The 25,999-nt window shown below is 38.2% G+C and carries 23 protein-coding genes; 6 read left to right on the forward strand and 17 right to left on the reverse strand.

The features are described 5' to 3' along the window. Positions 1-8 precede the first annotated feature (8 nt). The 3 genes from hemG to Rain11_RS01650 are packed head-to-tail and all read left to right on the forward strand — an operon-like array spanning position 9 to position 3,709. Complete coding sequence (hemG, locus tag Rain11_RS01640; protein WP_101357588.1) at positions 9-1,313, forward strand: protoporphyrinogen oxidase; 1,305 nt, start codon at positions 9-11, stop codon at positions 1,311-1,313. Between the two features lie 6 nt (positions 1,314-1,319). Next, positions 1,320-1,820 carry a DUF4199 domain-containing protein gene (locus Rain11_RS01645; protein WP_101357589.1) on the forward strand — a complete coding sequence of 167 codons (501 nt, stop codon included), beginning with the start codon at positions 1,320-1,322 and terminating at the stop codon, positions 1,818-1,820. Positions 1,821-1,873: 53 nt separating this feature from the next. Further along, positions 1,874-3,709 carry a DUF4836 family protein gene (locus Rain11_RS01650; protein ID WP_101357590.1) on the forward strand — a complete coding sequence of 612 codons (1,836 nt, stop codon included), beginning with the start codon at positions 1,874-1,876 and terminating at the stop codon, positions 3,707-3,709. Between the two features lie 56 nt (positions 3,710-3,765). On the opposite strand, the gene Rain11_RS01655 is transcribed toward Rain11_RS01650, so the two are convergent. From Rain11_RS01655 to nuoI, 10 genes are all read right to left on the reverse strand, one after another. After that, positions 3,766-5,478 carry an acyl-CoA dehydrogenase family protein gene (locus tag Rain11_RS01655; protein ID WP_101357591.1) on the reverse strand — a complete coding sequence of 571 codons (1,713 nt, stop codon included), beginning with the start codon at positions 5,476-5,478 and terminating at the stop codon, positions 3,766-3,768. A gap of 79 nt (positions 5,479-5,557) precedes the next feature. Further along, positions 5,558-6,400, reverse strand: a complete 843-nt coding sequence (locus Rain11_RS01660) for an MBL fold metallo-hydrolase (RefSeq protein ID WP_101357592.1) — start codon at positions 6,398-6,400, stop codon at positions 5,558-5,560. 42 nt (positions 6,401-6,442) lie between these two features. Beyond that, positions 6,443-7,795 (reverse strand): lysophospholipid acyltransferase family protein, encoded by a 1,353-nt coding sequence (locus Rain11_RS01665; RefSeq protein ID WP_101357593.1) that lies wholly within the window; start codon positions 7,793-7,795, stop codon positions 6,443-6,445. Positions 7,796-7,806: 11 nt separating this feature from the next. Then, positions 7,807-8,337 (reverse strand): DinB family protein, encoded by a 531-nt coding sequence (locus tag Rain11_RS01670; protein WP_101357594.1) that lies wholly within the window; start codon positions 8,335-8,337, stop codon positions 7,807-7,809. A gap of 6 nt (positions 8,338-8,343) precedes the next feature. Continuing rightward, positions 8,344-9,822 carry a complex I subunit 4 family protein gene (locus Rain11_RS01675; RefSeq protein WP_101357595.1) on the reverse strand — a complete coding sequence of 493 codons (1,479 nt, stop codon included), beginning with the start codon at positions 9,820-9,822 and terminating at the stop codon, positions 8,344-8,346. 26 nt (positions 9,823-9,848) lie between these two features. Further along, positions 9,849-11,789 carry an NADH-quinone oxidoreductase subunit L gene (nuoL, locus tag Rain11_RS01680; protein WP_101357596.1) on the reverse strand — a complete coding sequence of 647 codons (1,941 nt, stop codon included), beginning with the start codon at positions 11,787-11,789 and terminating at the stop codon, positions 9,849-9,851. 3 nt (positions 11,790-11,792) lie between these two features. After that, positions 11,793-12,359 carry a Uma2 family endonuclease gene (locus Rain11_RS01685; RefSeq protein WP_101357597.1) on the reverse strand — a complete coding sequence of 189 codons (567 nt, stop codon included), beginning with the start codon at positions 12,357-12,359 and terminating at the stop codon, positions 11,793-11,795. Between the two features lie 2 nt (positions 12,360-12,361). Continuing rightward, complete coding sequence (nuoK, locus tag Rain11_RS01690) at positions 12,362-12,682, reverse strand: NADH-quinone oxidoreductase subunit NuoK (RefSeq protein ID WP_101357598.1); 321 nt, start codon at positions 12,680-12,682, stop codon at positions 12,362-12,364. Positions 12,683-12,715: 33 nt separating this feature from the next. After that, positions 12,716-13,234: an NADH-quinone oxidoreductase subunit J family protein gene (locus Rain11_RS01695; protein ID WP_101357599.1), complete on the reverse strand. Its 519-nt coding sequence runs from the start codon at positions 13,232-13,234 to the stop codon at positions 12,716-12,718. A 120-nt stretch (positions 13,235-13,354) separates the two neighbouring features. Further along, positions 13,355-13,852, reverse strand: a complete 498-nt coding sequence (gene nuoI, locus Rain11_RS01700; protein ID WP_101357600.1) for an NADH-quinone oxidoreductase subunit NuoI — start codon at positions 13,850-13,852, stop codon at positions 13,355-13,357. A gap of 175 nt (positions 13,853-14,027) precedes the next feature. Here nuoI and Rain11_RS01705 point away from each other — a divergent pair, with 175 nt between their 5' ends. Together Rain11_RS01705 and Rain11_RS01710 are read left to right on the forward strand one after the other, a co-directional pair. Next, entirely contained in the window at positions 14,028-14,444 is a 417-nt protein-coding gene (locus tag Rain11_RS01705; RefSeq protein ID WP_101357601.1) for a SufE family protein, read from the forward strand. An 11-nt stretch (positions 14,445-14,455) separates the two neighbouring features. Further along, complete coding sequence (locus Rain11_RS01710) at positions 14,456-15,178, forward strand: hypothetical protein (protein WP_101357602.1); 723 nt, start codon at positions 14,456-14,458, stop codon at positions 15,176-15,178. Here Rain11_RS01710 and Rain11_RS01715 read toward each other — a convergent pair. The 6 genes from Rain11_RS01715 to Rain11_RS01740 form a co-directional block, all read right to left on the reverse strand. Continuing rightward, positions 15,175-16,050 carry a S66 peptidase family protein gene (locus Rain11_RS01715; protein ID WP_101357603.1) on the reverse strand — a complete coding sequence of 292 codons (876 nt, stop codon included), beginning with the start codon at positions 16,048-16,050 and terminating at the stop codon, positions 15,175-15,177. The genes Rain11_RS01710 and Rain11_RS01715 overlap by 4 nt on opposite strands. A gap of 16 nt (positions 16,051-16,066) precedes the next feature. Continuing rightward, entirely contained in the window at positions 16,067-16,981 is a 915-nt protein-coding gene (gene rsmH / locus Rain11_RS01720; protein ID WP_101357604.1) for a 16S rRNA (cytosine(1402)-N(4))-methyltransferase RsmH, read from the reverse strand. A gap of 77 nt (positions 16,982-17,058) precedes the next feature. Beyond that, entirely contained in the window at positions 17,059-18,531 is a 1,473-nt protein-coding gene (locus Rain11_RS01725) for a fasciclin domain-containing protein (protein ID WP_101357605.1), read from the reverse strand. 20 nt (positions 18,532-18,551) lie between these two features. Further along, positions 18,552-19,508, reverse strand: a complete 957-nt coding sequence (locus Rain11_RS01730; protein WP_101357606.1) for a hypothetical protein — start codon at positions 19,506-19,508, stop codon at positions 18,552-18,554. A 30-nt stretch (positions 19,509-19,538) separates the two neighbouring features. Next, positions 19,539-21,035, reverse strand: a complete 1,497-nt coding sequence (locus Rain11_RS01735; protein WP_101357607.1) for a RagB/SusD family nutrient uptake outer membrane protein — start codon at positions 21,033-21,035, stop codon at positions 19,539-19,541. Between the two features lie 20 nt (positions 21,036-21,055). Then, positions 21,056-24,121 carry a SusC/RagA family TonB-linked outer membrane protein gene (locus Rain11_RS01740; protein ID WP_101357608.1) on the reverse strand — a complete coding sequence of 1,022 codons (3,066 nt, stop codon included), beginning with the start codon at positions 24,119-24,121 and terminating at the stop codon, positions 21,056-21,058. Between the two features lie 277 nt (positions 24,122-24,398). Between Rain11_RS01740 and Rain11_RS01745 the strand changes: the two genes are divergently transcribed. After that, a complete protein-coding gene (locus tag Rain11_RS01745; protein WP_101357609.1) occupies positions 24,399-25,139 on the forward strand; it encodes a DUF1573 domain-containing protein in 741 nt (246 codons plus the stop codon). A gap of 47 nt (positions 25,140-25,186) precedes the next feature. Here Rain11_RS01745 and Rain11_RS01750 read toward each other — a convergent pair whose 3' ends face one another. Beyond that, positions 25,187-25,996: an SDR family oxidoreductase gene (locus Rain11_RS01750; protein ID WP_207764408.1), complete on the reverse strand. Its 810-nt coding sequence runs from the start codon at positions 25,994-25,996 to the stop codon at positions 25,187-25,189. Positions 25,997-25,999 lie beyond the last annotated feature (3 nt).

A 25,999-nucleotide genomic window follows, 5' to 3' on the forward strand; every position in this document is an offset into this window, starting at 1 on the left:
TGCAAAATATGATTGCTATCATTGGAGCTGGTATCTCTGGGTTAAGTCTGGCTTATTTCTTGCAAAAGCAAAATGTTCCTTATTTGCTTTTGGAAAAAAAGGAAAATGAACACTCACCCGGTGGTTTTATTCAATCAGTTAGAGAAAAAGAATATTTATACGAACTCGGTCCTAATTCTTTGCTCTGTGATGATTTCTTGCTCCAATGGCTCAATGAACTGGAACTTACCTCGCAAATCGTAGAGGCTAACACCGTGAGTAAAAGTCGTTTTGTTTTCAAAAATGGCAAATATCAAAAACTGCCTTCTTCACCCCTTTCGCTATTTTGGAATAGTTTTTTTTCTTGGAAATCTAAGAAACAAATTTTCCGAGAACCTAAAATTAAATCCAAAACCCACCCACAAGAAACCCTCACCGAATTTTTTGAACGCCGTTTTGGTAGAGAAGTAGTGGATTACGCATTAGACCCCTTCGTTTCGGGTATTTATGCAGGAAATCCCGATGAACTGCTCTTGCAATATACTTTTCCCTTTTTAGCCGAATTAGAGAAAAAATATGGTTCTGTCATCAAAGGACTAAAAAAAAACAAATTAGAACGTAAAAAAAGCATTTCTTTCAAAAATGGAATGCAAACCCTTCCTAAAACTCTGGCTCAAAAAGTAGGCGTTACTTATTGTGAAGGTGGTGTGCAAAGTGTTTTCAAAAACCTTCATTCTTGGGAAATCTTAACCGAAAAACAAAGCTTCAAAGCGGAAAAAGTAGTTATTACTACACCTGCCTATGTTGCAGGCAATATTCTGCAAAAAATAGATTTCTCTTTGGCAGAAAATTTGCAGAAAATTGCTTATGCCCCAATGGTGGTAGTGCATACCATTTACTACAAAGACCTCTTCAAAAAACCTTTGAATGGCTTTGGAGCTTTGCACCCACACAAAGAAAAACTTTTTACATTAGGACATATCTGGAGCAGTTCGGTATTTGAAGGGCGATGCAAAGAAAACGAAGTGCTTTTCACAAGTTTTATAGGAGGAATGCGAGGGATTGAAAAAACTTTTCTGGACGATAATACCCTTATGAGCAAAGTACAAAAGGAAATTCGCGAAATTTATCGCATAGATGCTCTACCTGTTTTACAAAAAGTTACGCGTTGGCAAAAAGCCATTCCACAATACGATAAATTTATTTTACCCGTTTATGAAAGATTAAATGATTTAGAAACAGAAAACCTGTATATTTGTGCCAACTGGAAAGATGGTGTTTCTATCGCCGATTGCATCAAAAAAGCCTATAAACTTGCTGAAAAACTGAAATAAAACTATATGGAACAGAAAATCACCACAACCCAAGTAGGGTTTCGCTACGGAATCATTTATGGATTAACTTCCATCGCTATTTCTCTTATCACCATAATAGCTGATTTACAGCAAAATTTTGCGATTACACTGCTAAATATCTTTGTACTTGTCGCTTTTCTTGTTATCCCAATGCGATATTTCAAAAGCCAAAACGAAGGTTTTATGAGTTTTGGACAAGGAATGGGAATAGGTAGCATTGTTTCAGCTTTGAGCAATTTCATATTAGGACTTTTTATATTAGTTTATTATCGGTTCATTGCTAAACATAAATTTGAAGAAATTCTTGAAAAAGCCCGTGAAAGTTGGGAAAAAGCAGGTATGAAAGAAGAGCAAATGCAAATGGCAGAAAAGTTCACTACTCCCGAAGTAATGTTCGTTAGTACGCTGATTGGCGGTACTATTTTCGGTATTCTGATTTCCCTGATTGTATCTGCCGTTCTGCAAAAAAAGAAACCTGAATTTTAACTGAACATCTGCACCACAAACCTTAATTCCTTAAAACTTAAAATCAACTCATTATGAAAAAAATACTTGTTCTTATTATTTGGTTAGTTGTACAAACTTCTGTACTACTTGCTCAATCCTTGGAAAAAAGGCTTTCCGCAAGCAAAACTTCTGTAATTGTTTCGCTCAATGCTCATAACTACAAGCCCAAAGGCAAATTTCAGACCCTTTTGGTTTTAGATTTTTTCAGAAATCTGGATAAAAATTTCAAAGAACGTTATAGCAAAGATTACAAGGTAGTTTCGGCAATTTACCGCAACCCCGAAGAAATTGGCATCAATGCTTTCCCACGTTCATACATTTTCGTAAACTCCTTGGATAGCAATGCTACAATGGTAGGGGTTGTGTTTGGACTTGCTAATTCCAAAAAATTTGAAAATTGGGCAAATACATTTTGGAAAGAAGCCGATGTGAATAAGATTAAAAATGGTGAAAATGCTATTTACTTGCAAGGCGACCAAGTAGTAGCTTGGAACAATACCTGTGGCGTAATAGCCTTTGTAGCTTTGAATGAAAGAAGTTTCTACGAAGGTATCAATTACGATGACCCCGAGTATGACAAAAAAATGGAAGAAAGAGAACGTAAAAACAAACAACGAAAAATAGATTTACTTAAAAATGAAGCCACTGCCATTTTACAAGGCAATGCAAACGAACCCTTGGAAAGTAACGCCAACTTCCAAACATTTCTCCAAAAACCTCACGATTTAGGTATTTGGCTCAATTACGAACAATTTACACAATCTTTCGGTAATTTGCTTAAAGAAGTTCCCGAGTTGCGTTTTGGCTATGCAGAGCGTCTTGCCAGTCGTGTAAAATCTTTTTACAAAAACTACTACGACCATATTCTTTTCAATACAACCAAAGGAAGCACCACAGTTACTTACGAAACTTATTTAAGTGAAAAAATGTATCAGCTGATTGGCAATGCTTTCAATAAGCGTATCAACCCTGAATTTTACAAATACGTAGAGGGAGAAAACTTGTTAGGAATGTATGCTGTATCAGGAGATTTGAAGGTTTTAGGAAACGCTTTGGTAGAGCTTTATAAGAATTTTGGTGAAGATTTAAGCAAGGAAGGCAAAATTATTGCCGCCACAACAGATGTTTTGAGTGTAATGCTTGATGAAGATGCCATTTTGGGTATGCTGAAAGGCGATGCAATGGTAGCCTTTACTGGTGTAAAAGAAATGGAAACCGAATACACCGACTATGAGTATGAAGGTGAAACCTACTTGGGAGCTGTCAAGAAAAAACGTAAAGAAAAAGTTGCTGTATATGTAGCTACACTTTCCATAGGCAATGAAGAAAGTCTGAAAAAAATTATTTATCTTCTTAATGTTCTGGAAGGTTTTGAACTTCAGCCACAAGGCAATTTTTACCGCATCAAAGAAGCAGGTAAAGTTCAGAATTACCTTGCCATAGATAATGGCGTGCTTGTAATCACCAACGATTTAGATTTAATTTCAAATCTTAAAAACTTCAAGGTAAAGAAAAGTGTTGAAAGTCGCATTCAGAAACTTACGCAAGAGAATCCTATGCTTGTTTATGTAAATACCCAAGCCGTTGCAGATGCTATTTTGAACCACAAACCCGACCTGCAAGCTGGTGAAAGAAAAGATTTACTTGAACTTAAAAATGAAGTTGGTGAATTTCAGATGGTTGGACCTCTACTCAAAGGCAAAACATTTTACTCCGAAGGAGCTTTACAAGTCCTTGACAAGAAAAACAATAGCCTTGCCTCTATGGTGCGTTTCTTTAACCGCTTTTTCAAAGATAGAAGTGGTATGAGCGAACCCGAAGATATTACTGGCAAAAAGAACAAAAAACGTAAAAAGAAAGAACACTAAAAGCACTGCCACGAATACAGCCAAAAAAGTTTTTCCTGTGTTCGTGGCAAATAGCTTTATGCTACTACCCAAGCAAGCATTTTCTCTACTTCTTGCACAGAAAGCGGTTTTTGAAAAGAAAGAGCTGAACTTTGTAATTTCTGCAACAAATACTCAAAAGCAGGCTTTACCCATTCGCCGTTTTCTGCATCTTTGTAAAACTTCAAAAGAGCAAGCTCATAAAGCAAAGCCAAACGCTCAAAAAGCGGTTTAGCAGTAGCTTCGGTGGTATCTTTATCCATTTGAGGCAATTGTAAAAAAATTTCTTGTATGGTTTGTAGCTCCCGAAGCAAGAATTCGTATTCGGCAAGTTGTTTTTGCATAAATGGAAACATTATTTTCAGCCCTTCTGATTTAGCCGAAGCCCGAAGCATATCCAAAACCATAATATTTCCCGCCCCTTCCCAAATCGGTAGTACCAAAGTATCTCGGAAAAGTTTAGGCATTACACCATCTTCAATATAACCTATTCCTCCCATAAGTTCCATACATTCGCGTATTACATACACGCCTGCCTCTGCGGCGGTTTTTTTGAGCATAGGCGTAAGCAAACGCAAAAGTTCGGCATCTTCACTGCTACCATTATCAGCTTTATCAAGGGTATGAATAGCGTGCCAAGTCAGATAAAAAGTGGCTGTGTAAATACTTGCAAGTTCGGTAAGTTTGGTGCGAATAAGTGGGTGTTCAAGAGCCGATACGCCAAAAGAAATGCGATATTTCAGGAATTGATAAGCCTCAATCAACGCTCTCCGCATCTGCGAAAGCGAACCTACCGCATTATAGAGCCTTGAAAGATTTATCATTTCTGTCATTATCTTGAAGCCCTCCCCTTCTTTACCTATGAGTTTGCCAAGTGTATCCGTGAAAATACATTCAGCACTTGCCATAGAACGCACCCCCAGTTTATCTTTCAGACGTACTATTTCCATTGTATTGGGCGAGCCATCGGACTTCTTTTTTTCAATCAAAAAGATAGAAAGCCCCTTTGTACCTTTGATTTCAGGATTTGTGCGAGCCAAAGCAAAAATAATTTCTGCATTCGCATTACTACAAAACCATTTTTCACCATTGAGCAAATAGTAATTGTCTTTCCATTGAGTAGCACTCACCAAATTAGCTCCTACATCAGAACCGCCTGCTTTTTCAGTCAGAAACATTGCCCCCGTATAAAGCTCCTCTAAATTGGTGGAATAGATGTGTGGCAAAAGCCTTTTTTTGTCCTCCTCTTGAGCAAATTTATCAATAAGACGAGCTACTCCGTCTGTCATACACAAAGGGCAAGGCAAACCGCCCTCGCTCATTCCGAATAGAAAAAACGAGGCAAAACCTAATTTATGCAGTTCTTTCTGAAAAGCACTACGCAAATCGGGTTGCCATTTTACGCGAAACATTTCCGAGTCTATGGCAATTTGCGTAAGGGTGTGATAAGCAGGGTGAAAGCGAATTTCATTGATAGTTTCACCGAAGAAATTACGTTTAATGAGTTCAGGCGGATTTTTATCGGCAAGTTGCGAAAGTAAATCCATATCACAAGCGGCTTGCTTGCCAAGTTTTTGCCATTTGGGAGCCATATATTGCCAAGCTGTATCAGAAATAAACTTTTTCAGAAAGTGCTTCAATATCTTATCACTTTCAAAAAAATTTTGGCTTGACTTATATTCCGCACTCACCACACGATTTTGCGGGTGCTTTTCAGTAGTTTTAGGGAAAGAAAATGCAATATTGTTCATAATACGTCAGACATAAAATTAAAGAACATTGAAAACTTTACATTTCAAACTATTGAATCTTTTGAACCTTAACTCCGAACTAAGCAGTAAGCGTATGTTTTTGCAGTTTTTTTTCCCTTCTCATCACAGAAGTAACCATATACTCTACACTTACATCAAGGCAAGTTACATATTTAAGCCAATGTACTTCTCTGATTTTCAGTTCTTTCATAATTTCTTTACTGCTCAATCCTTGCTGATAGTACATTTTTACGGCTTCGTAGAAATCTTCAAAATATTGTAGTTTTTGTTTGAAAAGTTCTTTGCCCTTGCTTTTTTGTGGATAATGACCGCAGAAAATCGTATCAAAGTCGTATTGCAAGATTTTTTTGATAGAAAGTATTTGCTCACCTAAATCTTCACCTTTTCGGAAATACTTAATTCTCGGACTAACAAACAAATCTCCTGAAAAAAGCCAACCTTGCTTCGGTTCTAAAAATACTGTGTGGTCAGGCGAATGCCCAGGTGTGTGTATAGGTAAAAATTCGTAATGTTCGGTGCAAATTTTTTCAGGAAACGCTTGCGTAGGAATAGGGTAAGCATCAATTTTTCCGAACATAAATTGCTCATAAAAAAGCACCTTGAAACCTGTATACAATTTTTGAGCTGTAAAAGGATGGCAAAAAATAATAGGTTTGTAAGTTTGGTAAAAGTAAGCTGTATTTCCAATGTGGTCTTCGTGCCAATGTGTGAGAGCAATTTGCTCAATATGTTTATTTTGAAAAGTTTTAGCTACCAATTTTTGGGCATTTCGCTGAGCTGTGTCTATCATTAAGCCTTCCACCCAAAAATTACAGACGGTCATTAAAGGCTTGCTAATAGGCGAGTAACCAAATTCAAAAATTTCAACATCAAACCATTTATTTTTTTTGAGCGTTTGCATTGGAAAGTTGGAAATTTTACAAATTTACAAAAAATACGCCATTCACCTGCTTTGTATGTACTCTTTTTGAGCTTTTTTGAGAGAAACAAAAATTGCATTCCGTTGTTCTAAAAGGCTATGCATAAGCGAAGTTTTCCGAAAAAAAAGCTGAATGGCTTGAAGTTCGGCTGAAAATTTTTTCCACCAAGCCACAAAAATAAGAACAAAAAAGCCCGAAAGTGGCATAAATACAAGAGCTATCAATAGCCAAAGAAAATTTTGTGTAAAATAGTAAATCAGCCCTAAACTTATACTATATGCTATCAAAAAGGTAAAAATACCACTAATCATCATCAAAGGGGCTTTGAACGCAACATCTTTGCTGATAAAACGAGCAATTTGCGAAGGCAAAATGTAAGGAATATAATTAAAAACCAAACCAATCACGTACAAAGGAAATCCCCATAGCAAAAACAAAAAGCTTTTCAGCAAAAACCAAAGCAATGAGGGCTTTTTTTCTGCCCTGAAAACGCTATCTTTCAAACCCAGAGTTTTCAAATTTTCCAAATAGTTTTCCATTTGCACCCGCAAACGTGTGAAATAATCGTTATCCTTGCTTTCCAAAAACTTTACCCCCCTGATAATTTCCTTGATAATTGCAAACTCTTCACTTTTATTTCTTTTCAAGTGAAATTCACGAAACAACTCATTTTTGTATAGAGTTTCAATATTTCTGATAAACTGGTCTTGCTCTTGATTTTCAGTAATAATGATAAGTTCGCTCAAAGCAGTTTCAATATCGTGGGTTAATTTTTCCACTACCGCAAAGTTTTCGGGATTATAGCCTTCTTGATAATCTGCAACCCGAATAGGCTTACCAACTTTCACAAAAACCTCACTCCGAAATTTATCGGCATCGTCATAGTTCAAGCCAATAGGTACAATGTGCAAATTCAACGAAAAGTTATGCTCAAACTCTGCTCCCAAAGCAATACGTGCCGTTCCTGTCTTAATCTCTCGCAAACGTCTTTCAATAACACTTGTACCCTCGGGAAACACCAGCAAAGTGCCTTTTTTTGCTAAATGCTCATAACATTTGGCAAAACTCATTTTATTGAGTTCGGCTTGCGAAAGAGGATTATCAGGCTTATCAACTTTTCGGTAAATCGGTAGCATTTGAAAGAGCCTGAAAATGGAACGTGTAAAGCGATTAAAAATGCTTCCATTTGCCAAAAAATAGACCCGCTTATTGCTCAATGAGGCTATCAGAAGCGGGTCCATAAAAGTATTGGGGTGATTGGCTACATAAATCAGCGGAGTATCTAAATGGAGATTTTCTTTGCCTTCCACCTCCAAACGCCTGAAAAACACTCGCAAAGCTATCCGAACCACAAGGCGTAAAAATAAGTATAGCATAGCTATCTGTTTTATTGCAAAGCCAGTTTTTCTAACTTTTCTTGCTGTCTGAAATGATGACGCAAATGAGCCTCAATACACCAGAGCCACTCGGAAGCGGTTATCATTCCAAAAATAGCGTGAAAGCGTTTGTAGGTAGTAGGTTTAGCTTCTATTTCCTTTTGCAGAACAGGTAAAATTTGAATAAACTCTCCAAATCGTTCCTGATAAACACTTTTAGGTTGAGCTATAGGCTCACCTGCAGACTGATACTTTTCAGGAACTTTGATTTCAATAGGTGGAAAACTGCCTGATGCTATAATTTGCTCGCCAATAGGTGTTTTTTCTCCCTCAAAACTGCCTTTTTCTTCTCTCAAACAACCTTTCACCTGTGCAATAAAAAACTCCGTAGAGGTGAGTAAATGCTCGTACATTTGCCCCAAAGACCAAATTTTCTCTTCTGCCTTAAAAGCAAAAGCCTCATCGGAATAGGTATTGAGGCTATTGCTGTATTTTTGGAGGTGTTGTATAGCTTTTTCAGTAATTTCAGAAAGATTTTTCATACAATTTTACCGAATTCTTTGAAATGCAAAATCTAATAAATCCCTGACTGCTGGCTCGCTCATTTTCAAAAATAAATTTGGATAAACTCCCATTAAAATCACCATAGCACACAGAGGTACAAGCACAAGAGCCTCCGAAAAAGTAACATCTTTCATTTGAATAGCATTAGCGTTAGGCTCTCCGAACATCACCCCTTGAAACATTCGTATCATATACACCGCCCCGAATATGAGCGTAAGCCCTGCAATAGCTCCAAAAATCAAAGCAAAAGCGGGGTCAGCCCAGTAGGCTCTGACAAGTGCAGAAATCAATAAAAATTCACCAACAAAACCATTTGTAAGCGGTAAGCCAACACTTCCTAAAAGCAAAATAGCAAAAAAGACCGTCAGTACGGGAGCATTTTGGGTTAGTCCTGCTAAATCACTCAAATTTCTAAAACCAGTGCGACGTTGAATAATATCTACCACAAAAAACAATCCCACAATATTGATACCGTGAGCAAGCATTTGTATCAAACTGCCTTGCATTCCTAAAAATTGAAACGTAAAAAGCCCCACAGACATCAAACCCACGTGAGAAAAAGATGAATACGCCAAAATTCGCTTCATATCATCTTGCTTGATAGCAATAATTGCCCCATACACTATGCCAATAACACCAAGCATTGTTACAAAAAAAGCGTTGCTAAAAGTGGCGGCAGGCAATAAAGGCAAAAGCCAACGATATAGGCTGTAAATAGCCATTTTCAGCATTATACCCGAAAGTAACATTGTTGCAGGAGCAGGTGATTCGCTGTACGTATCAGGTTGCCAAGTATGGAAAGGAAATATCGGCATTTTGATTGCAAAAGCAATAAAAAGCCCCCAAAATAGCACATTTTGAGTGGTTTTATCAAAAGCCAAAAGATACAAAACACTTGCCTCGTCAGAGTGATTGGCAGGCGTTTGCATATACATATACACAAAAGCTATGAGCATTAGCAAACTGCCAAAAACGGTGTAAATAAAGAATTTGAAAGTAATATTTATTCGGTTTGCCCCCCCCCAAAGTGCCGCAATGAAATAAACAGGTATCAACGCTCCTTCCCAAAACAAGTAATAAGCAAAAGCACTTTGAGCTGTAAAAACTCCTATCAAAGAGGCTTGCATCAGCAAAATCAACCCATAGAATACATTAGGCTTTTCGTACTCATTACCAAATGCAGAAAGAATAATAAAAGGCACTAAAAAAGTAGTAAGAATGATAGGAATAATGCTCAAACCATCAATGCCTAAATGAAAAGCAATGCCCGCCGAAGGTATCCACATCAGTTTATTTTCAAATTGCATTCCTGCAAAGGCATTGAACCGATACGCTACAAGCAAGCCCAAAGCTAACTCAATGAAACTAAATAGTAAAGCTACTTTTTTTGCTTGCTCATTACGAATGAAAAAAACTACTAAACTCGCTATTAAAGGAACTAAAATAAGCCAAAGTGCTGTCATAAACCTACTAATTGTGAAATGTTTGTTTATTTTCTTAGAAACCAATTAAATGCAATCCAGATAACTGCCCCTAATACAATGGCAAAAACATAAATATTCACCGTTCCTGTTTGCAATCTACGGAATAGCCCCGCTAAAAACTTGACTAATTGCCCTGTACCCTCTACAAAAAAATCAATAGCAATTTCAAAAGTATTACCCAAAAACTTGGAAAAACTTTGAATAGGCTTTACAATGATAGCCTCATACGCCTCATCAACGTAATATTTATTCGCCAAAAGTTTAGCAAGCCCCTTCTGCTCAGTTTCAGGCTTGGGAACAGATTTTTTCGCAACAAAAATCACATAAGCTAACACAATTGAAAGGAGAGCCACTGCTACTGAAACTCCCATCAGCATATATTCGGTGCTATGCGAAATTTTGTGAGGTTTGAACAAATCTGGATTTAGTTTTTGAGCCGTTTCATAAATGGGTGCAAGAAATTGCGTGAGCTTATCTCCCCCTTTGGCAAAAATCTCGGGAATATTCAGCAAACCGCCCCCAATAGAAAGCACTGCGAGTATCATCAAAGGCAGGGTCATAGTGATAGGCGACTCGTGTAAATGATGTTTTTGTTCCTCTGTTCCTCTGAAATCACCCAAGAAGGTAAGGAAAAATAATCGGAACATATAAAATGCCGTCATTGCAGAACCCAGCAGTGCCAACCCCCACAAAACAGGACTTTTAGCGTATAGGTGCATTAAGATTTCATCTTTGGAAAAGAAACCCGCAAAAGGCGGAATACCTGAAATGGCAAGCGTTGCAATGGCAAAAGTAATGAAAGTAACAGGCATATATTTTCGCAAACCTCCCATATTGCGAATATCTTGCTCGTGGTGTAAAGCGTGAATTACGCTACCCGCTCCCAAAAAGAGTAGGGCTTTGAAAAAGGCGTGCGTAACCACGTGAAACATTCCCGAAGTATAAGCCGCAACCCCCAAAGCCATAAACATATACCCCAACTGACTAACCGTAGAGTATGCCAAAACTTTCTTAATATCATTTTGGAAAATACCAATAGAAGCGGCAAGTAAGGCAGTTGCAAGAGCAATTATCAAGACTATGGTAAGTGCCGTAGGAGCAAGACTGAAAAGGAAATTAGAACGCACTACCATATAAATGCCTGCTGTTACCATCGTAGCGGCGTGAATGAGTGCAGAAACAGGCGTAGGACCTGCCATTGCATCAGGAAGCCACGTGTAAAGCGGTATTTGTGCCGATTTCCCCATAGCTCCAATAAACAGAAGTAAAGCTACCGTGATAAGTTGCCAAGAATCAATTTTGTAAGTATTTTTGGATAAATCAACGGCAAGTGGCAAATCTTTATATTCAGCGGTATTCCAAAGAATAAAAATCATTATCACCCCCAAAATCAACCCTAAATCGCCAATTCTGTTCATCACAAAGGCTTTTTGAGCGGCGGCATTGTAAGAACGATTTTTATTCCAAAAGCCTATCAACAAAAATGAACACAAACCTACCCCTTCCCAACCAATAAACATCATCAAATAATTTCCGCCCATTACAAGCGTTAGCATCGCAAACATAAAAAGATTGAGATAAGCCATAAATTTGCCGTACCCCTCATCTTCTTTCATATACCCCACCGAATACAAATGAATAAGCGTACCCACCCCTGTAACAAAGGAAAGCATTAACAAGGCAAGTTGGTCAAGATACAAGGAAAAAGTTACCAAAATACCCGGAGCGGCTATCCAATCGTAATAAACGAAACTTAAAGGTTTTAGCTCTTTTTGAGCATTAAAATCACCAAAAAGCAAAAGCGTACCTACAAATGATGCCAAAGGCATTAGCACAGCTACCACACTGATAAGCAACTTTGGTAATTTTCTACTCCCTAAACCATTGATAACAAAACCTATCAGCGGAAAAAGTAAGGTCAATAACGCTAAAGTTTTAGTATCCATCGCTTAAAATTTTACTTTTTGATAAATCTCTTTGAGTGGTACAAAAAATTTTTCAAGTAAGGTGATTGTATCATTTTCATTATCAAAATCTCGTATTTCCCAATGCTTGGGGGCTAATTTTCTAAAAATGCGGACTTTGAGTTTATCTTGCCAAACTAAAACATATTCTTGCAAAGTCGGAAGTTCTTGATATACATCAAACTTTTTTTCTTTATCATAGCTTTCTGTGCCTTTGGAAAGCACCTCGCAAATAAGCACAGGATTTGTAATAGTATCAAATTTATCATCAACAAAAGCAGGTTCGCCTTGTATCACAAGCAAATCAGGATAACAAAAACTATTATTCGGCATATCGGCTACCCGCATATCCCCCTGCAATATGATATAATTTTGAGCTAAAAGCTGTTGCCTAATAAGAAAATGCAAATTACTTACAATCAGATTATGATAAAAACTCGCTCCTGCCATCAGATAAATTTCATTTCCAATAAGTTCGTGTTTGAGCGGTTCGTTTCGCTCAAAGTTCAAATACTCTTCTTTGGTCCATATTTTTTCTAAAAGTTCAGGCATTGTTAGTAGCGAAGTTTATTAAGTTCGCCGACATCAACAGAACGAGTATTGCGGTAAATCATCACAATAATAGCAAGCCCCACAGCCACTTCTGCCGCCGCCACCGCCATTATGAAAAATACAAATACTTGTCCCGAAGCATCACCCCGATATGCCGAAAATGCTATAAAAAGCATATTCACGGCATTGAGCATAAGTTCTACACACATAAAAATAATCAAGGCATTTCGGCGAATAAGAACACCTATTACCCCTATGCAAAATAACACTGAAGCCAGAATAATGTAATACTCCAAAGGTATTTTTGTAATGATTTCTACCATATACTACTGATTTCGTCTGTTTGATATGTTGTTTTAGAAATTTCTTTCTCCGCTCTCTCTTTTACCAAGCATTACAGCCCCCACCATTGCCGCAAGGAACAAAATAGAAGCAAGCTCAAAAGGCAAAAGAAAATCATTGTAAAGCACTTTACCTAAATTTTCTACTAAACCAATATCGGTTTTAATATCCGCTTTTAACTGATAAGGCTCAAGCGATTTGAGTGAAGCAATCATCACAAGCAAAAGCAAGCCCCCTGAAACTACCCCTGCAACTTTCACAAAAACTGATTTTGCAGAAATATCACCTTCCTTTTTAAGATTGAGAAACATTATCACAAACAGGAAAAGCACCATAATCGCCCCTGCATACACAATAATATTCACAATGGCAAGAAATTGAGCATTCAGTAAAATGTAATGCCCCGTAAGTGCAAAAAATACTAAAATCAAGTACAAAACGCTATGGATAGGATTTTTAGCAAATACTACCATCAAAGCTGAAAAAATGGCAAGAAAACTCAAGAAATAAAACAAATTTTCTGAAAGGGACATAGTTCTGTCTGTTTTTTATTGCCAAAAATAAGAAAAAACAAAAACTCTTTGCAAAGAAAAGAATTTTTTATTTAGCTTAAAAATCTTTGCAACCGAAAAGCCCCTTTCGGGGCTGTTTTTTTAGGATTTTTTCAAGGGTTCAACCAGTTTATCTTTCCCAAAAATCACCTCGCTACGGCTATGAAACGCAGGAGCAATGACATCATTTTGCAAAAAAATCGCTTCTTTGGGACAAGCCTCTTCGCAAAGACCGCAAAAGATACAACGCAACATATTGATTTCGTACACCGCCGCATACTTTTCCTCGCGATACAGATGCTCTTCACCTGGTTTGCGTTCGGCGGCTACCATTGTGATAGCTTCCGCAGGGCAAGCCAAAGCACACAAACCACAAGCCGTACAACGCTCTCTACCCTCTTCATCACGCTTCAAGATATGCAAACCTCTGAATACAGGCGACATAGGGCGTTGCTGTTCGGGGTACTGAATGGTTGCTTTTTTCTTGAAAAAATGCTTTATGGTGATGCCCAACCCTGTGGCAATAGCAGGCAAATATATTTTTTCAGCGAAAGTCATTTTTTTATTGCTGACTTGCTTGGCTCGGTTCGTGAGTCGCATAAAATATAGTTTTAGGTGAAAACTAAAAAATTGATAGAACCTTTACAAAAAAAGGCATTTTATTCCAAATAGACAAACATTTTTCACGTACTTTTTGTTTATTTATACAAATTCTAAATAATCACCTGCTTGTATTACAAAATATAATCCACTAAATTTGAGCAAACAATTTGTTATGACCATTCAGGATATTCAAGACGAAATTATCAGCGAATTTGAGCTTTTTGATAACTGGGACGATAAATACGCTTACATCATTGAATTAGGCAAAAAATTGCCTCCTCTTGCCGAACAATATAAAACCGAAGAAAATTTGGTGAAAGGTTGCCAGTCCAAAGTGTGGCTACACGGCTATAAAAAAGATGATAAAGTTTTTTTTGAAGCCGATAGCGACGCTCTGATTGTCAAGGGTTTAGTAAGTTTGCTTTTGCGAGTATATTCAGGACAGCCCGCTGATGCTATTGCCCAAACTGAACCCTATTTTATTCAGAAAATTGGCTTACAGCAACATCTTTCTATGACCCGAGCCAATGGACTTGCCTCAATGATTAAACAAATCAGAACCTACGGCGTAGCTTTACTCAGTACTTAACTCAAAAAATTATGACCGAAAACACTGAAAAATCCTTTTCTGCCCCTTCTTGGAATGAAAAAATGAGCCTTGCAGGGCAAGCGTGGAAAATGGTTACAGGCATAGCTTGGCGTTATATAAGCCGACTAATACTCATTTGCTTGATTGGAACTGCACTAAATATTAGCCTTTTTGTATTGCTTCATAGTAAAATTGATTTCGTGTTGGGGCGTTCTACTACCGAAATGTTTTTAGGAATAGGGGCTATTGTTTTCTTTTTTGTGCTTGCCCCCGCCGCATACATTTGGATAGCTAATAAGCACGCTTTGCAATCTGTTCTATATTTTGTAGGTAATCATTTGAAAGAAACTATCTTTGAATATTTTGTTCATAAAGCCTTTGAATACGCTTTCAAACAACCTGCCATTAAATCTCAATTAGAAAATGGGAAAATTGATGACTTTATCAATATCACTTTACCCGAATACCTGCAAAAATTGCAAGGAATGAATGGCGTACTACGTAAAATATTCAAGAAATTTTCAGGCAATATTGATTTAGTGAGTGCCTTCAAAGAAGCCAAAGAAAATTTGGGTGGAGAAATAAATTTAAAAAATTTAGAACATTACGTAGCCCAAAAAGCCTCTAATCAAATTCCTGTTCCTTTACTTTCTGCTCCGAATTGGTGGTGGGTACTTGCTATTATTTTATTGAATGTTGGTGTTTTTGCAGGATTTTGGTTTCTGATGAGCTAACTCCACTTTTGCTCCAACTTCACACCACTCAAAGAAACCTCTAAAATAGCCTCCGCTCCACATAGCATCGGGTAGTTTTCACTTTCGTGACCGATCGGAAAGTCATAACAAACAGGAAAGTTGTAAGCCTCAATAAGTTCTGCAATAATTTCATACATATTTTTATCAAAAGGAGGTTCTTCGGGTTTGATGCGTGAAATATTCCCAACAATTAAACCCTGTAATTTTTCAAATTTTCCTGCTCTTTGCAGATGCCTCAGCATTCTATCTAAATTGTAAAGCGGTTCATTGACATCTTCCAAAAACAAAATTGTATTTTCCGTATCAAAATCAGTATTTGTGCCAATTTGATTGTGCAAAAGAGCAATATTCCCGCCTATCAGTTTCCCCTTTGCCTTTCCTAACCTATCAAAAGGCGAGTTTTCAACTTTGTATTCTATTTGAGTGTTTTGCAAAATATATTGCAGGTATTTCAATGTTTCTTTGGAAAGATTTTCCCAACCTTTCAGCATTGGGGCGTGCAGACTTTTTAGACCTTTTTTTTGTAAAGCACAATGTAAAACCGTTACATCACTAAAACCCACGACCCACTTAAATTTTTTCAGCAGAGGGCTAAAATCAACGCTATCAATCCATTGCACAACCCCATATCCACCTCTACTGCACCAAATTATATCTATGGTATCATCATTTAATAGCTCTTGAAAAGCACTTAAACGCTCTTGGATAGTTCCTGCAAATTGTGCATTTTGAGCGAAAGTTTGCGGGTGAATAAATACTTCATAGCTCCATTTTTCAAGGGTTTGTACGGCTTTTTCTATTTGCTCGTAGCTTACCGCAGAGGCAGGACTGAAAACACCTATTTTTTTCATAAAAAAGTATTTTGTGTTACAATTTTTCAGCTACTCTCATTTTAGCACTTCTGGCACGCGGATTTTGTTGCACTTCTTGTTCTGTGGGTAAAATTGCTTTCCCAAGCATCTGCAAAGGTTTCAAAGGGTTTCCATAAAAATCTTTTTCTACTTCGCCCCAAAATTTGCCTTTTTGGATAAAATTTTTCACCAGTCTATCTTCCAAAGAATGATACGAAAGCACTACCAAGCGTCCTTTGGGGGCAAGTATTTGAGCGGTTTGAACAAGCATTTCTTGGAGTGCTTGTAATTCGTCATTTACTTCTATTCGCAAAGCCTGAAAAACTTGTGCCAAATATTTGTTTCTTTCTTGAAAAGGTAGGCATTTTTCAATGGCTTTCAGCAAGTCTGCTGTATTTTGAATTTTCTGTTTTTTACGAAAAGTTACAATACTATTAGCGAGTGTCTTGGCATTACGAATTTCACCATACATACCCAAAATACGATGGAGTTCTTTTTCGCTGTACTCCTGCAATACGCTTTGAGCAGTAAGCGACTGATTTTTATTCATTCGCATATCCAAAGGAGCATCAAAACGAAAAGAAAAGCCTCTTTCGGCAGTATCAAACTGATGTGAGGAAACTCCCAAATCCGCTAAAATACCTGTAACCTGCGTTATACCCCTCTTTTGTAATTCTTGTTTCAAGTAGCGAAAATTGTTTGGGATAAAGGTGAAATTTTCATATTTTCTTTGTAATCTTTGGACATTTGGCAAGGTGTCGGGGTCTTGGTCAAAAGCAAAGAGTCTGCCTTGCAAATGCAAATTTTGCAGAATAGCTTCCGAGTGTCCGCCTCCGCCGAAAGTTACATCAATATAAATGCCGCTTTTATCCGTAATAAGCCATTGAGTAGCCTCTTGAAGCAAAACAGGAATATGATAATCTGTGTTCATAGTTTTTTAGAAAGCAACAAAAATACAAAAACCCGATAATATGTATCGGGCTTTTGCATCATTTTATGTTTAACTTATCAAGGAACTTGTTTTAACTTTACTTCCTTGGGTACCATCACCTTACGGATACACTGAATATTGCCGTTGCTCATTTTTACATCTATCCTACCTGCAGGATCTGCGTAGAAGTAAGGAGCGGCAACATAGTTAGCAGTAGTAGGAGTTAATGTTTGTATCTGTTCTCCTTGTAGAGTATTCATCTTGACACCGAAATCATTGAAGAAAGCTCTACGCGTAATCACGTGGAACTTCATAATTTCGGTAAGTTTATCCAAGGGAATATCATAAATGCTATTAAAGTTATTCAGTGCAAGGAAAGCATTAAATGCTGCATCTGTTGGCAAAAGCACCGTAATTCTATCTAATCTATCCAAGTCATCAATCACACCAGTAATAGAGAGTGCCTGACGAGCAAGTGCATAAGAATCATTAGGATTTGAAGGAAGCTCGGGCATTTGATTGATTTTTTGCTTTACGTTTTGGTTTGCAGGAAGCAAAGGGTAATCTACATAATGTATTACACCATTCTTGGCATATTGGGCATTACCAGTTGCAACCTCCACCCAATCAGCATAACGACCATTGATAATACCCCCAAAATCCAACTGCATATCTTGGTCTAATTGCGTTTTATAAGGCTTTTCTGTACAAACACTCAACTGATATACTTTTCTACCTTTAATGATATGGTATCTCATTACGCTATCCAAGAAAGCAAGTTCTTCAGGTGTGTCAAAATTAGCCGGATTTAAATCAACAGGATAGCCTGCCAGTGAGTTAGACAATAGCAAATTGACATTAGAGGGAGCAAAGATAGTAAAGCTTTCATTAACATCTGTGAACTGATTGGCAAGCCCTACCTTCTGCAAAAGTTGATGGAATACAGAAAGATTAGGGTCAGAATTTAAAATTTCTGCCAAGGTTTTCGTAGGAGGAGTGAGTGCATCTTCAACAGCTACCACAAAGCCATTTTTTGCTACTCTTTGGAAAGCCACCACTACTCTACCATTGATATAAGGCACGCCATTGCAGTCAAAGTTAATATCCACATTTACCCCTTGCTTTAAGGTAGGATATGTACCCTCATTCATTTTTTCCAAGTTATCTATCTTCCCCGCATCAGCAGGAAACTCATATATGTGCCCCAAGAGCAATTCGCGAAGCGAAGTAGGGTCTGCCTGTCCGATAGAAGGTACGCCCAAAGCAAGCAAGGCAGGTCCCCAACCTTTATTAGTAGGGGCAAATAAAATATAACGTTTATCAGGATTTCTACCCGCTTCTACCATTAGTGTTTGCTCCAAGCCTGAAACTTTGAGAGCTTCCAAAAGGATAGTAAAATCTCCTTTGGTTTCTCGTTGAAGTACTTCTACGATATCACGCTCATTGCGAGGTTGTAAAAGCACCTCGCCTTTATCTCTCTTACAAGACTGCACAAAAAAGCCCGCAGTCAAGAGGAACAAAATATTTAAGAGTATGCTATTTCTTTTCATATCCAATCAGGTTTTACTAATTAAGGTTTTGATACGGTACTATATACAAAGTCAAAAGGTCCTGATGCACTTGGGTTTCGTACATAGTAATTCAAAGTAAATAACTTCTGGCAAGTGTTAAACTTATTAGGTACAGCTGGGTCAGGATATACAACCCTTGGATTAGTTGTAGCAGGACACCCCCCTGACCTGTAATAGGCTGTTTGTGTAGTAGGACTAAATATTACATCTTTGGTGGCAGTGTTAAATACCAGTACCACAGGAGCAGGACAAGGAGTGGGAGAAGGATAGCGAGTAACAGGGTCAAACAACCCCAAAATAGATATACTATTGGGGCTTACTTGGGTTGATGTAACTAAGTAAGAATGTTCTAACGGAGTAGAAACAATAGCAACATCTTCTACCTTTAACGTACCCACAAAATCGTTAATATCCAAAGGACAGTCATCATCTTCTATGTACAATACCATAGATTTGGCTTTTTTATCAGGTCCAGGGTAGCCTATGGTAAAAGACGCATCAGAAGTAGATTCTATTGTAAAAGTTAGTTTTTTGTTACCATCGGTTTGGTCATTATCTACTACTGTTACGGTGATAAAGGCAAAACCCTCTCCTGCTTTAATGGTAACTGCTCCAGGGCTTGAAAGATAGAAATTTCCTTCGGGTACATCACCTAATATCACTTCATTACCAAGAGTATCAGTAGTTACATATTTAGCCTTTACACTATAACTTACTACTAAATCTTTGCTAATATCTCCGCTACCACGATTGATGCGGATAGTGGCTATTGAAGGAATAGCTTGCGTTTCGCCATTCGCATCTTCTTTGGCACTACTTTCAGGAATACTAAGCAAGGTGTCTTCAAAAGCAACAAAATTTTCACCTGTATAAACCACAGGACGCGATTTTTCGCAGGAGGCGAATATAATGCCTCCTACAAAAGCCAAACTCATATATTTGAGAATATTTTTCATAATGCTAAACATTTTTACTTGTGAAACATCTTACCAACCAGGATTTTGTTGATCTTTCATAGCAGGGTTCGCCTGAATTTCTCCTTGCGGGATAGGGAAAACAAAACGCTTATCCCCTGCGGGCAATTCACAATCAGGTGCAGTAGAAGGGCAGTCTCCACTACCAGGTGAGGCTCCGCGATTAAATCCTAATCCATAACGTTTGGCATCAAACCATCTATGTCCCTCGCCTACAAGCTCTTTTCTACGCTCAACCTGAATAGCTTCCAATACATCAGGTATCACATCAGAAACAGGATTGTAACCTGTAATTCTATTCTGACGAATTAGGCGAATATCAGCTCTTGCAGTATTAGCATTACCCAATCTGAAATTAGCTTCTGCTCTGATAAGATACATCTCAGCTATTCTGAAAACTTTTACATCTACGTTTCCATCACGAGGCAGAGCCGTACCTGTAAATCTGCCAGTAAATTTCAGGTAAGAAGCCGTAGCAGGTGATGCCGAAGGGTTGTAAGTTACATTGTAACGTACATCGTTAGTAGGGCTTGTTCCAAATAAACTTCTCCAGTCTTGGGAAACCGTAAAAGCATTCATACCATCGCTGGGGAAAAATCCGGGGGAGCCTTGTCCCACATTCACTGCTACTGCAAAAATTGTTTCTGCAATAGAGTTCAAATCATTAAACCAAACACTTTGGAAAGTAGTAGTGTTGTTGATAGCAGTAGAAGTAACCGCTACCCCTGATGCGATAGAACCCAAGTTTATACCGCTTTGTGTAATTACTTTATCTGCGTAATCTCTTGCGTCTTCCCATTGCTGGGTATAGAGCGATACACGAGCACGCAAAGCCCTTACAGCGTGTACATCCATACGAATACGACGGCTACCTGTATTCACGGCTACATCTGTCTCTTGTAATAATTGTTCGGCTTCAGTCAAGTCTTGATAAATTTGGTCAAAGCATTCTTTCACGGTATTACGGGGAGGGAAAGATACTTCACTTTTAAGTTTCAGGGCTACTCCGAAGCCTGTGCCGTTTCTGTCATAATTTACAGCAAAAAATCTCATCAAATCAAAATGCCCCAAAGCACGAATAGCAAGAGCTTGCCCCTTGATACGATTTTTCTGTCCTGCAACTTTTTCTTGCAAATTACCTAAATTATCAAGTACGGCATTGGCTTGGTTAATGGCTTGATAAGGAGCGTTCCATACACGTTCTACTACTCCACTACCAATAGTATAGTACCACTGCGAAAGAGGTCGGTTATTGCCCAAAGAAGCGGTAGTTTCCAGCATATTATCGGTATTGATGTCTGCTCCATTAGAATAACCAAAGCCATAATAGCCCGTGCTACGCATATAGGCATAAGCTCCGTTCAAAACTCTTTCAAAGTCTTCAATTGTTTTCAGACGGCTGGACTCAATAGCATATTCCAGTTCAGGCTCAAGGACTTTCTTACAAGCCCCTGTTCCCATTGCTATTGCTCCTGAAAGCACTAATATTTTTATAGTTCTGAATTTCATATCTTTTCAAAAATTTTAGTTTAGAACATTATGTTTGCACCAAAAGTATACTGACGAAGTGCAGGATAAATCGCACCATTTGCAACGCCATTACCTCTTTCAGGGTCTGTACCTCTCCAACGAGTAAAAGTAAGCAAGTTCTGACCAATGAAGAACAAACGTACATCTTTCAATTTTGCTTTCTCATACCACTTTTTAGGCATATTGTAAGAAAGCGTTACGTTACGAAGGCGAATGTAACCAATGTCCTCTAAATAGCGAGTAGTGGCGGCACCTTCTTCGGTATATTGGAAAGCGGTAAGTCTGCCGTCGGCACTTTGGAAACGAGGCCAGTCGGTTACATCGCCGGGTTCTTGCCATCTGCGAAGCACTTCGCGAGAGAAACCATCTTGCAAGTAACCGGGGTTATCAATGTTGGTTCTTTCGTTGTTATACATCTGATGCCCTGTGGCATAGGTAAAGAATGCCGAAAGCGAGAAGTTCTTGTATTTGAAGTCTGAATTAAAGCCTCCAAATATCGTGGGGAAACGAGGCTTAAAGAAGTGACGGGCATTAGGGTCTATCCAAGGAGTAATGTTGCCGTTTTTATCGTAAAATAAGCCATCTCCATTGGCAGGATTTACACCTGCATATTTCACAAGATACAAGGTGTAAAGCGGGTAACCTACCTTAATAATATCAATGCCTCCTACAATTTCATCTTGGTCGGGTAGTACCTTCAAAACCTTGTTTTCGTTGTAAGTAATATTACCACCTACACTCCAAGTAAAATCATCAATACGTAAAACATCAGTATTTACTTCAAATTCTATACCTCTATTGCGTAGCTCACCCACATTCACAAGCAAACTTGTAAAACCTGATGTTCTAGATAGCTGACGAGGGAAGAACAAATCTTTGGTAACATCATTATACAAATTCAATGAACCTCTAATTCTATCTTCAAAGAGACCAAAATCTACTCCGAAGTTTGCTTTCAGACGGCGTTCCCATTTTAAGTCTGGAACTGGTACATTGCTTTGAATAAAAGCTAACCCATCGGCATATACACCTTGCGAGTACAAACCAAATGCAGGAAAATCATCTGCAATAGTACCTCTTCCTGAAATTAACTCCTGATTTGCCGTAGTAGCATAACTTGCTCTGACACGCAAACTGCTGATAGTTTTTGAGTTTTTGAGGAAATCTTCTTCAGATACTTGCCAATTTGCACCTACTGAGAAAGTATTGATGAAACGATTTTCTTTCAAAAGTTTTGAAGTTCCATCTCTACGGATATTGGCACTCAAAGAATAACGCTTTCTGAAAGTATAGCTTCCATCTAAAAACACCGAAAATAAACCATTCACGGTTTTAAGACCTGTTACAGTAGGAATGTAATTATTGGCAGGGTCATTAGGAGCGGCACTACCGGGCGTGATACCTGCCTCATTGAGTAAAAGCACATTTTGCAAGCCAAAACCTGTAAAGCCGAAAGTACGAAGCTCTCTACCTACCACTTCTTGGAATAAAGAAAGACGCAAGTTGTGGTCGCCAAAATCTCTGATGTAGTTCAAAGAGGTAGTTCCGTTGTAAGCTATTCTCCTACGACTACTACGAGAGAAAGCTCCTTTGCGTTGGCTGGTACTAATTCCCCCCAATTCACGAGGCAAATATACTATGCGATAAGGGTGGTCTAAGAATTCATTTTCACGGGCATTCAAATCTACTCCCCAGTTAGTGCGAACAGAAAGTCCTTTTACCCAAGGCAATTGGTATTCCAGACGAATCGTAGTAAAGGCTTTGATATCATCTGTCTTATCTTTGTTGAGCATTTGCTCTTCCAAAGCATTAGGCTGATTGGAGGGAGAAGTATTCAGCACATTGTAACCTGAAATATGAGTAGGGTCATAAACAGTTTCAAAAGGATTAGACCAATACACTGCATTCAGAGGAGAAGAGATTGCCGTGTTGTTCTCGTCAGTAAAATTACGGGTAGTGAATGAAACCGTATTTTTGAAAGAGAATGAGAAGTTATCTCCTAAATAATCTAAGTTCAAACGACCTGCATAACGTTTGAAATCAGTATTTACTACTGTTCCCTGTTGCTCATAGTAGTTTAATGAGCCATAATAACGCAATTTATCACTACCGCCGCTGGCTGTTACTTCGTGTTGCACGGTTTTAGCATTGCGGAATAAAACTTTTCTCCAATCTGTAAAAGTATTACGCAATACTTCAAGCTCTGCATCAGAAGGTTTGCCTAATCCGTTTCTATCGTAAGAATATCCAAAACCTACTTCATTTTCTACTTGAATTTTTTCAAGAGAGTTAAGCGTAGGCAAAAATCTATCGTAATCGGGAGTAGCTATACCATATTGAAAATTATAAGAAAAGATATTTCTATCTTTTATACCCTTTTTAGTTGTAACAACAATTACGCCATTAGCACCGCGAGAACCATAAATAGCTACCGCAGGACCATCTTTGAGAACATTCACGCTCTCAAAATCATTAGGGTTGAGCGTACCAAAAAAAGCAGGGTCTACGGGAATACCATCAACAATGTAGAGCGGATCGGTGCTACTATTTACAGAACCTATACCACGAATAAGCACCGTAGCACGCGAACCGGGCATACCTGTTGAGCTTTGTATCAAAGCACCGGGCGTACGTCCTTGTAAGATTTGGTCAAAACTTTGAATAGGTACGTTTTCAATTTTGGTATTATCCACTTTACCCGCCGAACCTGTAAATGAACGGCTTTCTACTTCACCATAACCCGTAGAAACTACTTCAATTGCCTGTATTACATCAGGCTCTACGGTGATACTGAGCACAGATTGGTTGCCCACGGGCACCTCTTTGGTTTTGTAATCAAGGGCTTGTATTACGAGTACTGCCCCATCAGGTACTTCATTGATGACAAATTTTCCATCGGCATCTGTTACCGAACCGAGTTTGGTATTTCCTTTCACAAACACGGTGGCACCGACTACCGCCTCGCCTTTGTCATCTCGTACCGTTCCTGAAACTGTCTTTTGTGCGAAACTTTGCATTATCAGAGCCAGCACAAAGACAAAACTAAACAGTAGTTTTTTCTTCATAACTTTTCCATTTAGGGTTTTACTTGTAGATAGTTCCTCCAAAAATAGTAAGTCCTACTGAAAAATAAAAAAAATACAGAATATTTTTTTGAAAAAAATGTAAAATCCTTCAAAAATCTTGCTAAAATATTAAGTTAAGTGTTTGTTTTTCAAAATTTTAATTTATACAAAAGATTTCATCTGCCTTTAATAAATTCCTAACAATAAATTTTGGCTTTGGGCGTTTGAAAAAATAGTTGTAACTTTGTATTGTGTTTTATCAAAACCTTATGAACTTATGAAAAAGCTATTTTTGTTGGCAATGATGTGGGCAGTAGTACATTTGCTCCACGGACAAAGCGTTATAGAATTTGAAAAAGAAAGCCACGACTTTGGCACCATTCAGGAAGGGCAAATTGCTACCTATGATTTCATATTCAAAAATAAAGGTAAATCACCTTTAATTTTGCAGTCTGTAGAGCCTTCCTGTGGTTGTACAACCCCTAATTATACACGCGAGCCTATTCCTCCTGGGGGCAAAGGTAAAATCACGGTTTCCTACAATAGCCAAGGACGTCCTAATGCCTTCACAAAAACCATAACGGTTCGTACCAATAGCACTGAACCTGTAAAAATGCTTTACATCAAAGGTTTTGTCAATCCCAAAGCCCCTACCCCTGCTTCACAAGCCGAACTTGCTATTGAAAAAACTGAATTCAATTTAGGTAATTTACAGCCTGGGCAAACCGCCATTCAGAAAGTAACACTCAAAAGCATAGGTAAAGAAGAATTACGGATTTCTGCTATTCGTAGCGACTGCAATTGCGTTACATACAATATTATAAATGCCCTTCAACCCGGTGAAAGTGCTGTACTGGAACTCAAATATACGCCTCGTCAGAAAGGTAACGTAACCGAAAGTGTAATGATTTATTCTAATGATGGGAAAACTCCTATGCACCTTATCAAGCTGAAAGCCTTTGTTTCCGAAGGTTCGCCACTGAAAGAAAATGCACAAAAAAATCCATTCGGCTTCTAAAAATTTATGTCCCAAATACTCCCCTCCTGTAAAAAAAGAGGGGATTTTTATTGAAAAGGAGAATTAGGTTCTTTTTTCAAGGCATTAAAAACAAGTTTATCTATCCAATTTTTGGGCAACCATTTATTGAGCCAAATCGTTAGTTTGCCTTGCGAAGTGAGTATTAGTTCTTTTTTCCGTTTCCTGACCGCCTTCAAGATATGCTCGGCAACTTCCTCTGCCGACATCATTTTTTCTTCTTCTCTGGGCGATTCGCCTTGCTGTGAGCCATCTTTGGCAAGGGCTGTTTTACGAATATTAGAGGCAGTAAAACCCGGTGCGGCAATAAGTACGTGAACATTTTTGGGTAAAAGTTCGGTTCGCAATGCCTCCAAAAAGCCATTCATTGCAAACTTAGACGCCGAATAACCTGTACGAGCAGGCAAGCCCCTATAACCTGCAATAGATGAAATCCCCACCACTGAACCTTGCGACTGAATAATATGAGGTAAAGCAGATTTAGTCATATACACCATTCCAAAAAAATTCGTTTCCATTACCTTACGAATTACAGAAAGCTCGCACTCCTCAAACAAAGCCCGCATAGAAATCCCTGCATTGTTGATAAGTACATCTATTTTGCCGAAATGATGTATAGTATCCGAAATTACATTTGCACAATCATTTTCATTAGCCACATCTGCTATAATAGGCAAGCAACTTATTCCCAGCTGATTGAGTTGTAAGGTTACTTCCTGCAAATTTTGCTCATTTCTGCCTGTAATTACAATTTTAGCCCCTGCTTTTCCAAAAATTTCGGCACAAGCACGCCCTATACCCGAAGAACCTCCCGTGATAACAACAACTTTATTCTGCATTCG

The sequence above is a fragment of the Raineya orbicola genome (assembly GCF_002843425.1).
In the GTDB taxonomy this organism is placed as follows: Bacteria; Bacteroidota; Bacteroidia; order Cytophagales; family Thermonemataceae; genus Raineya; species Raineya orbicola.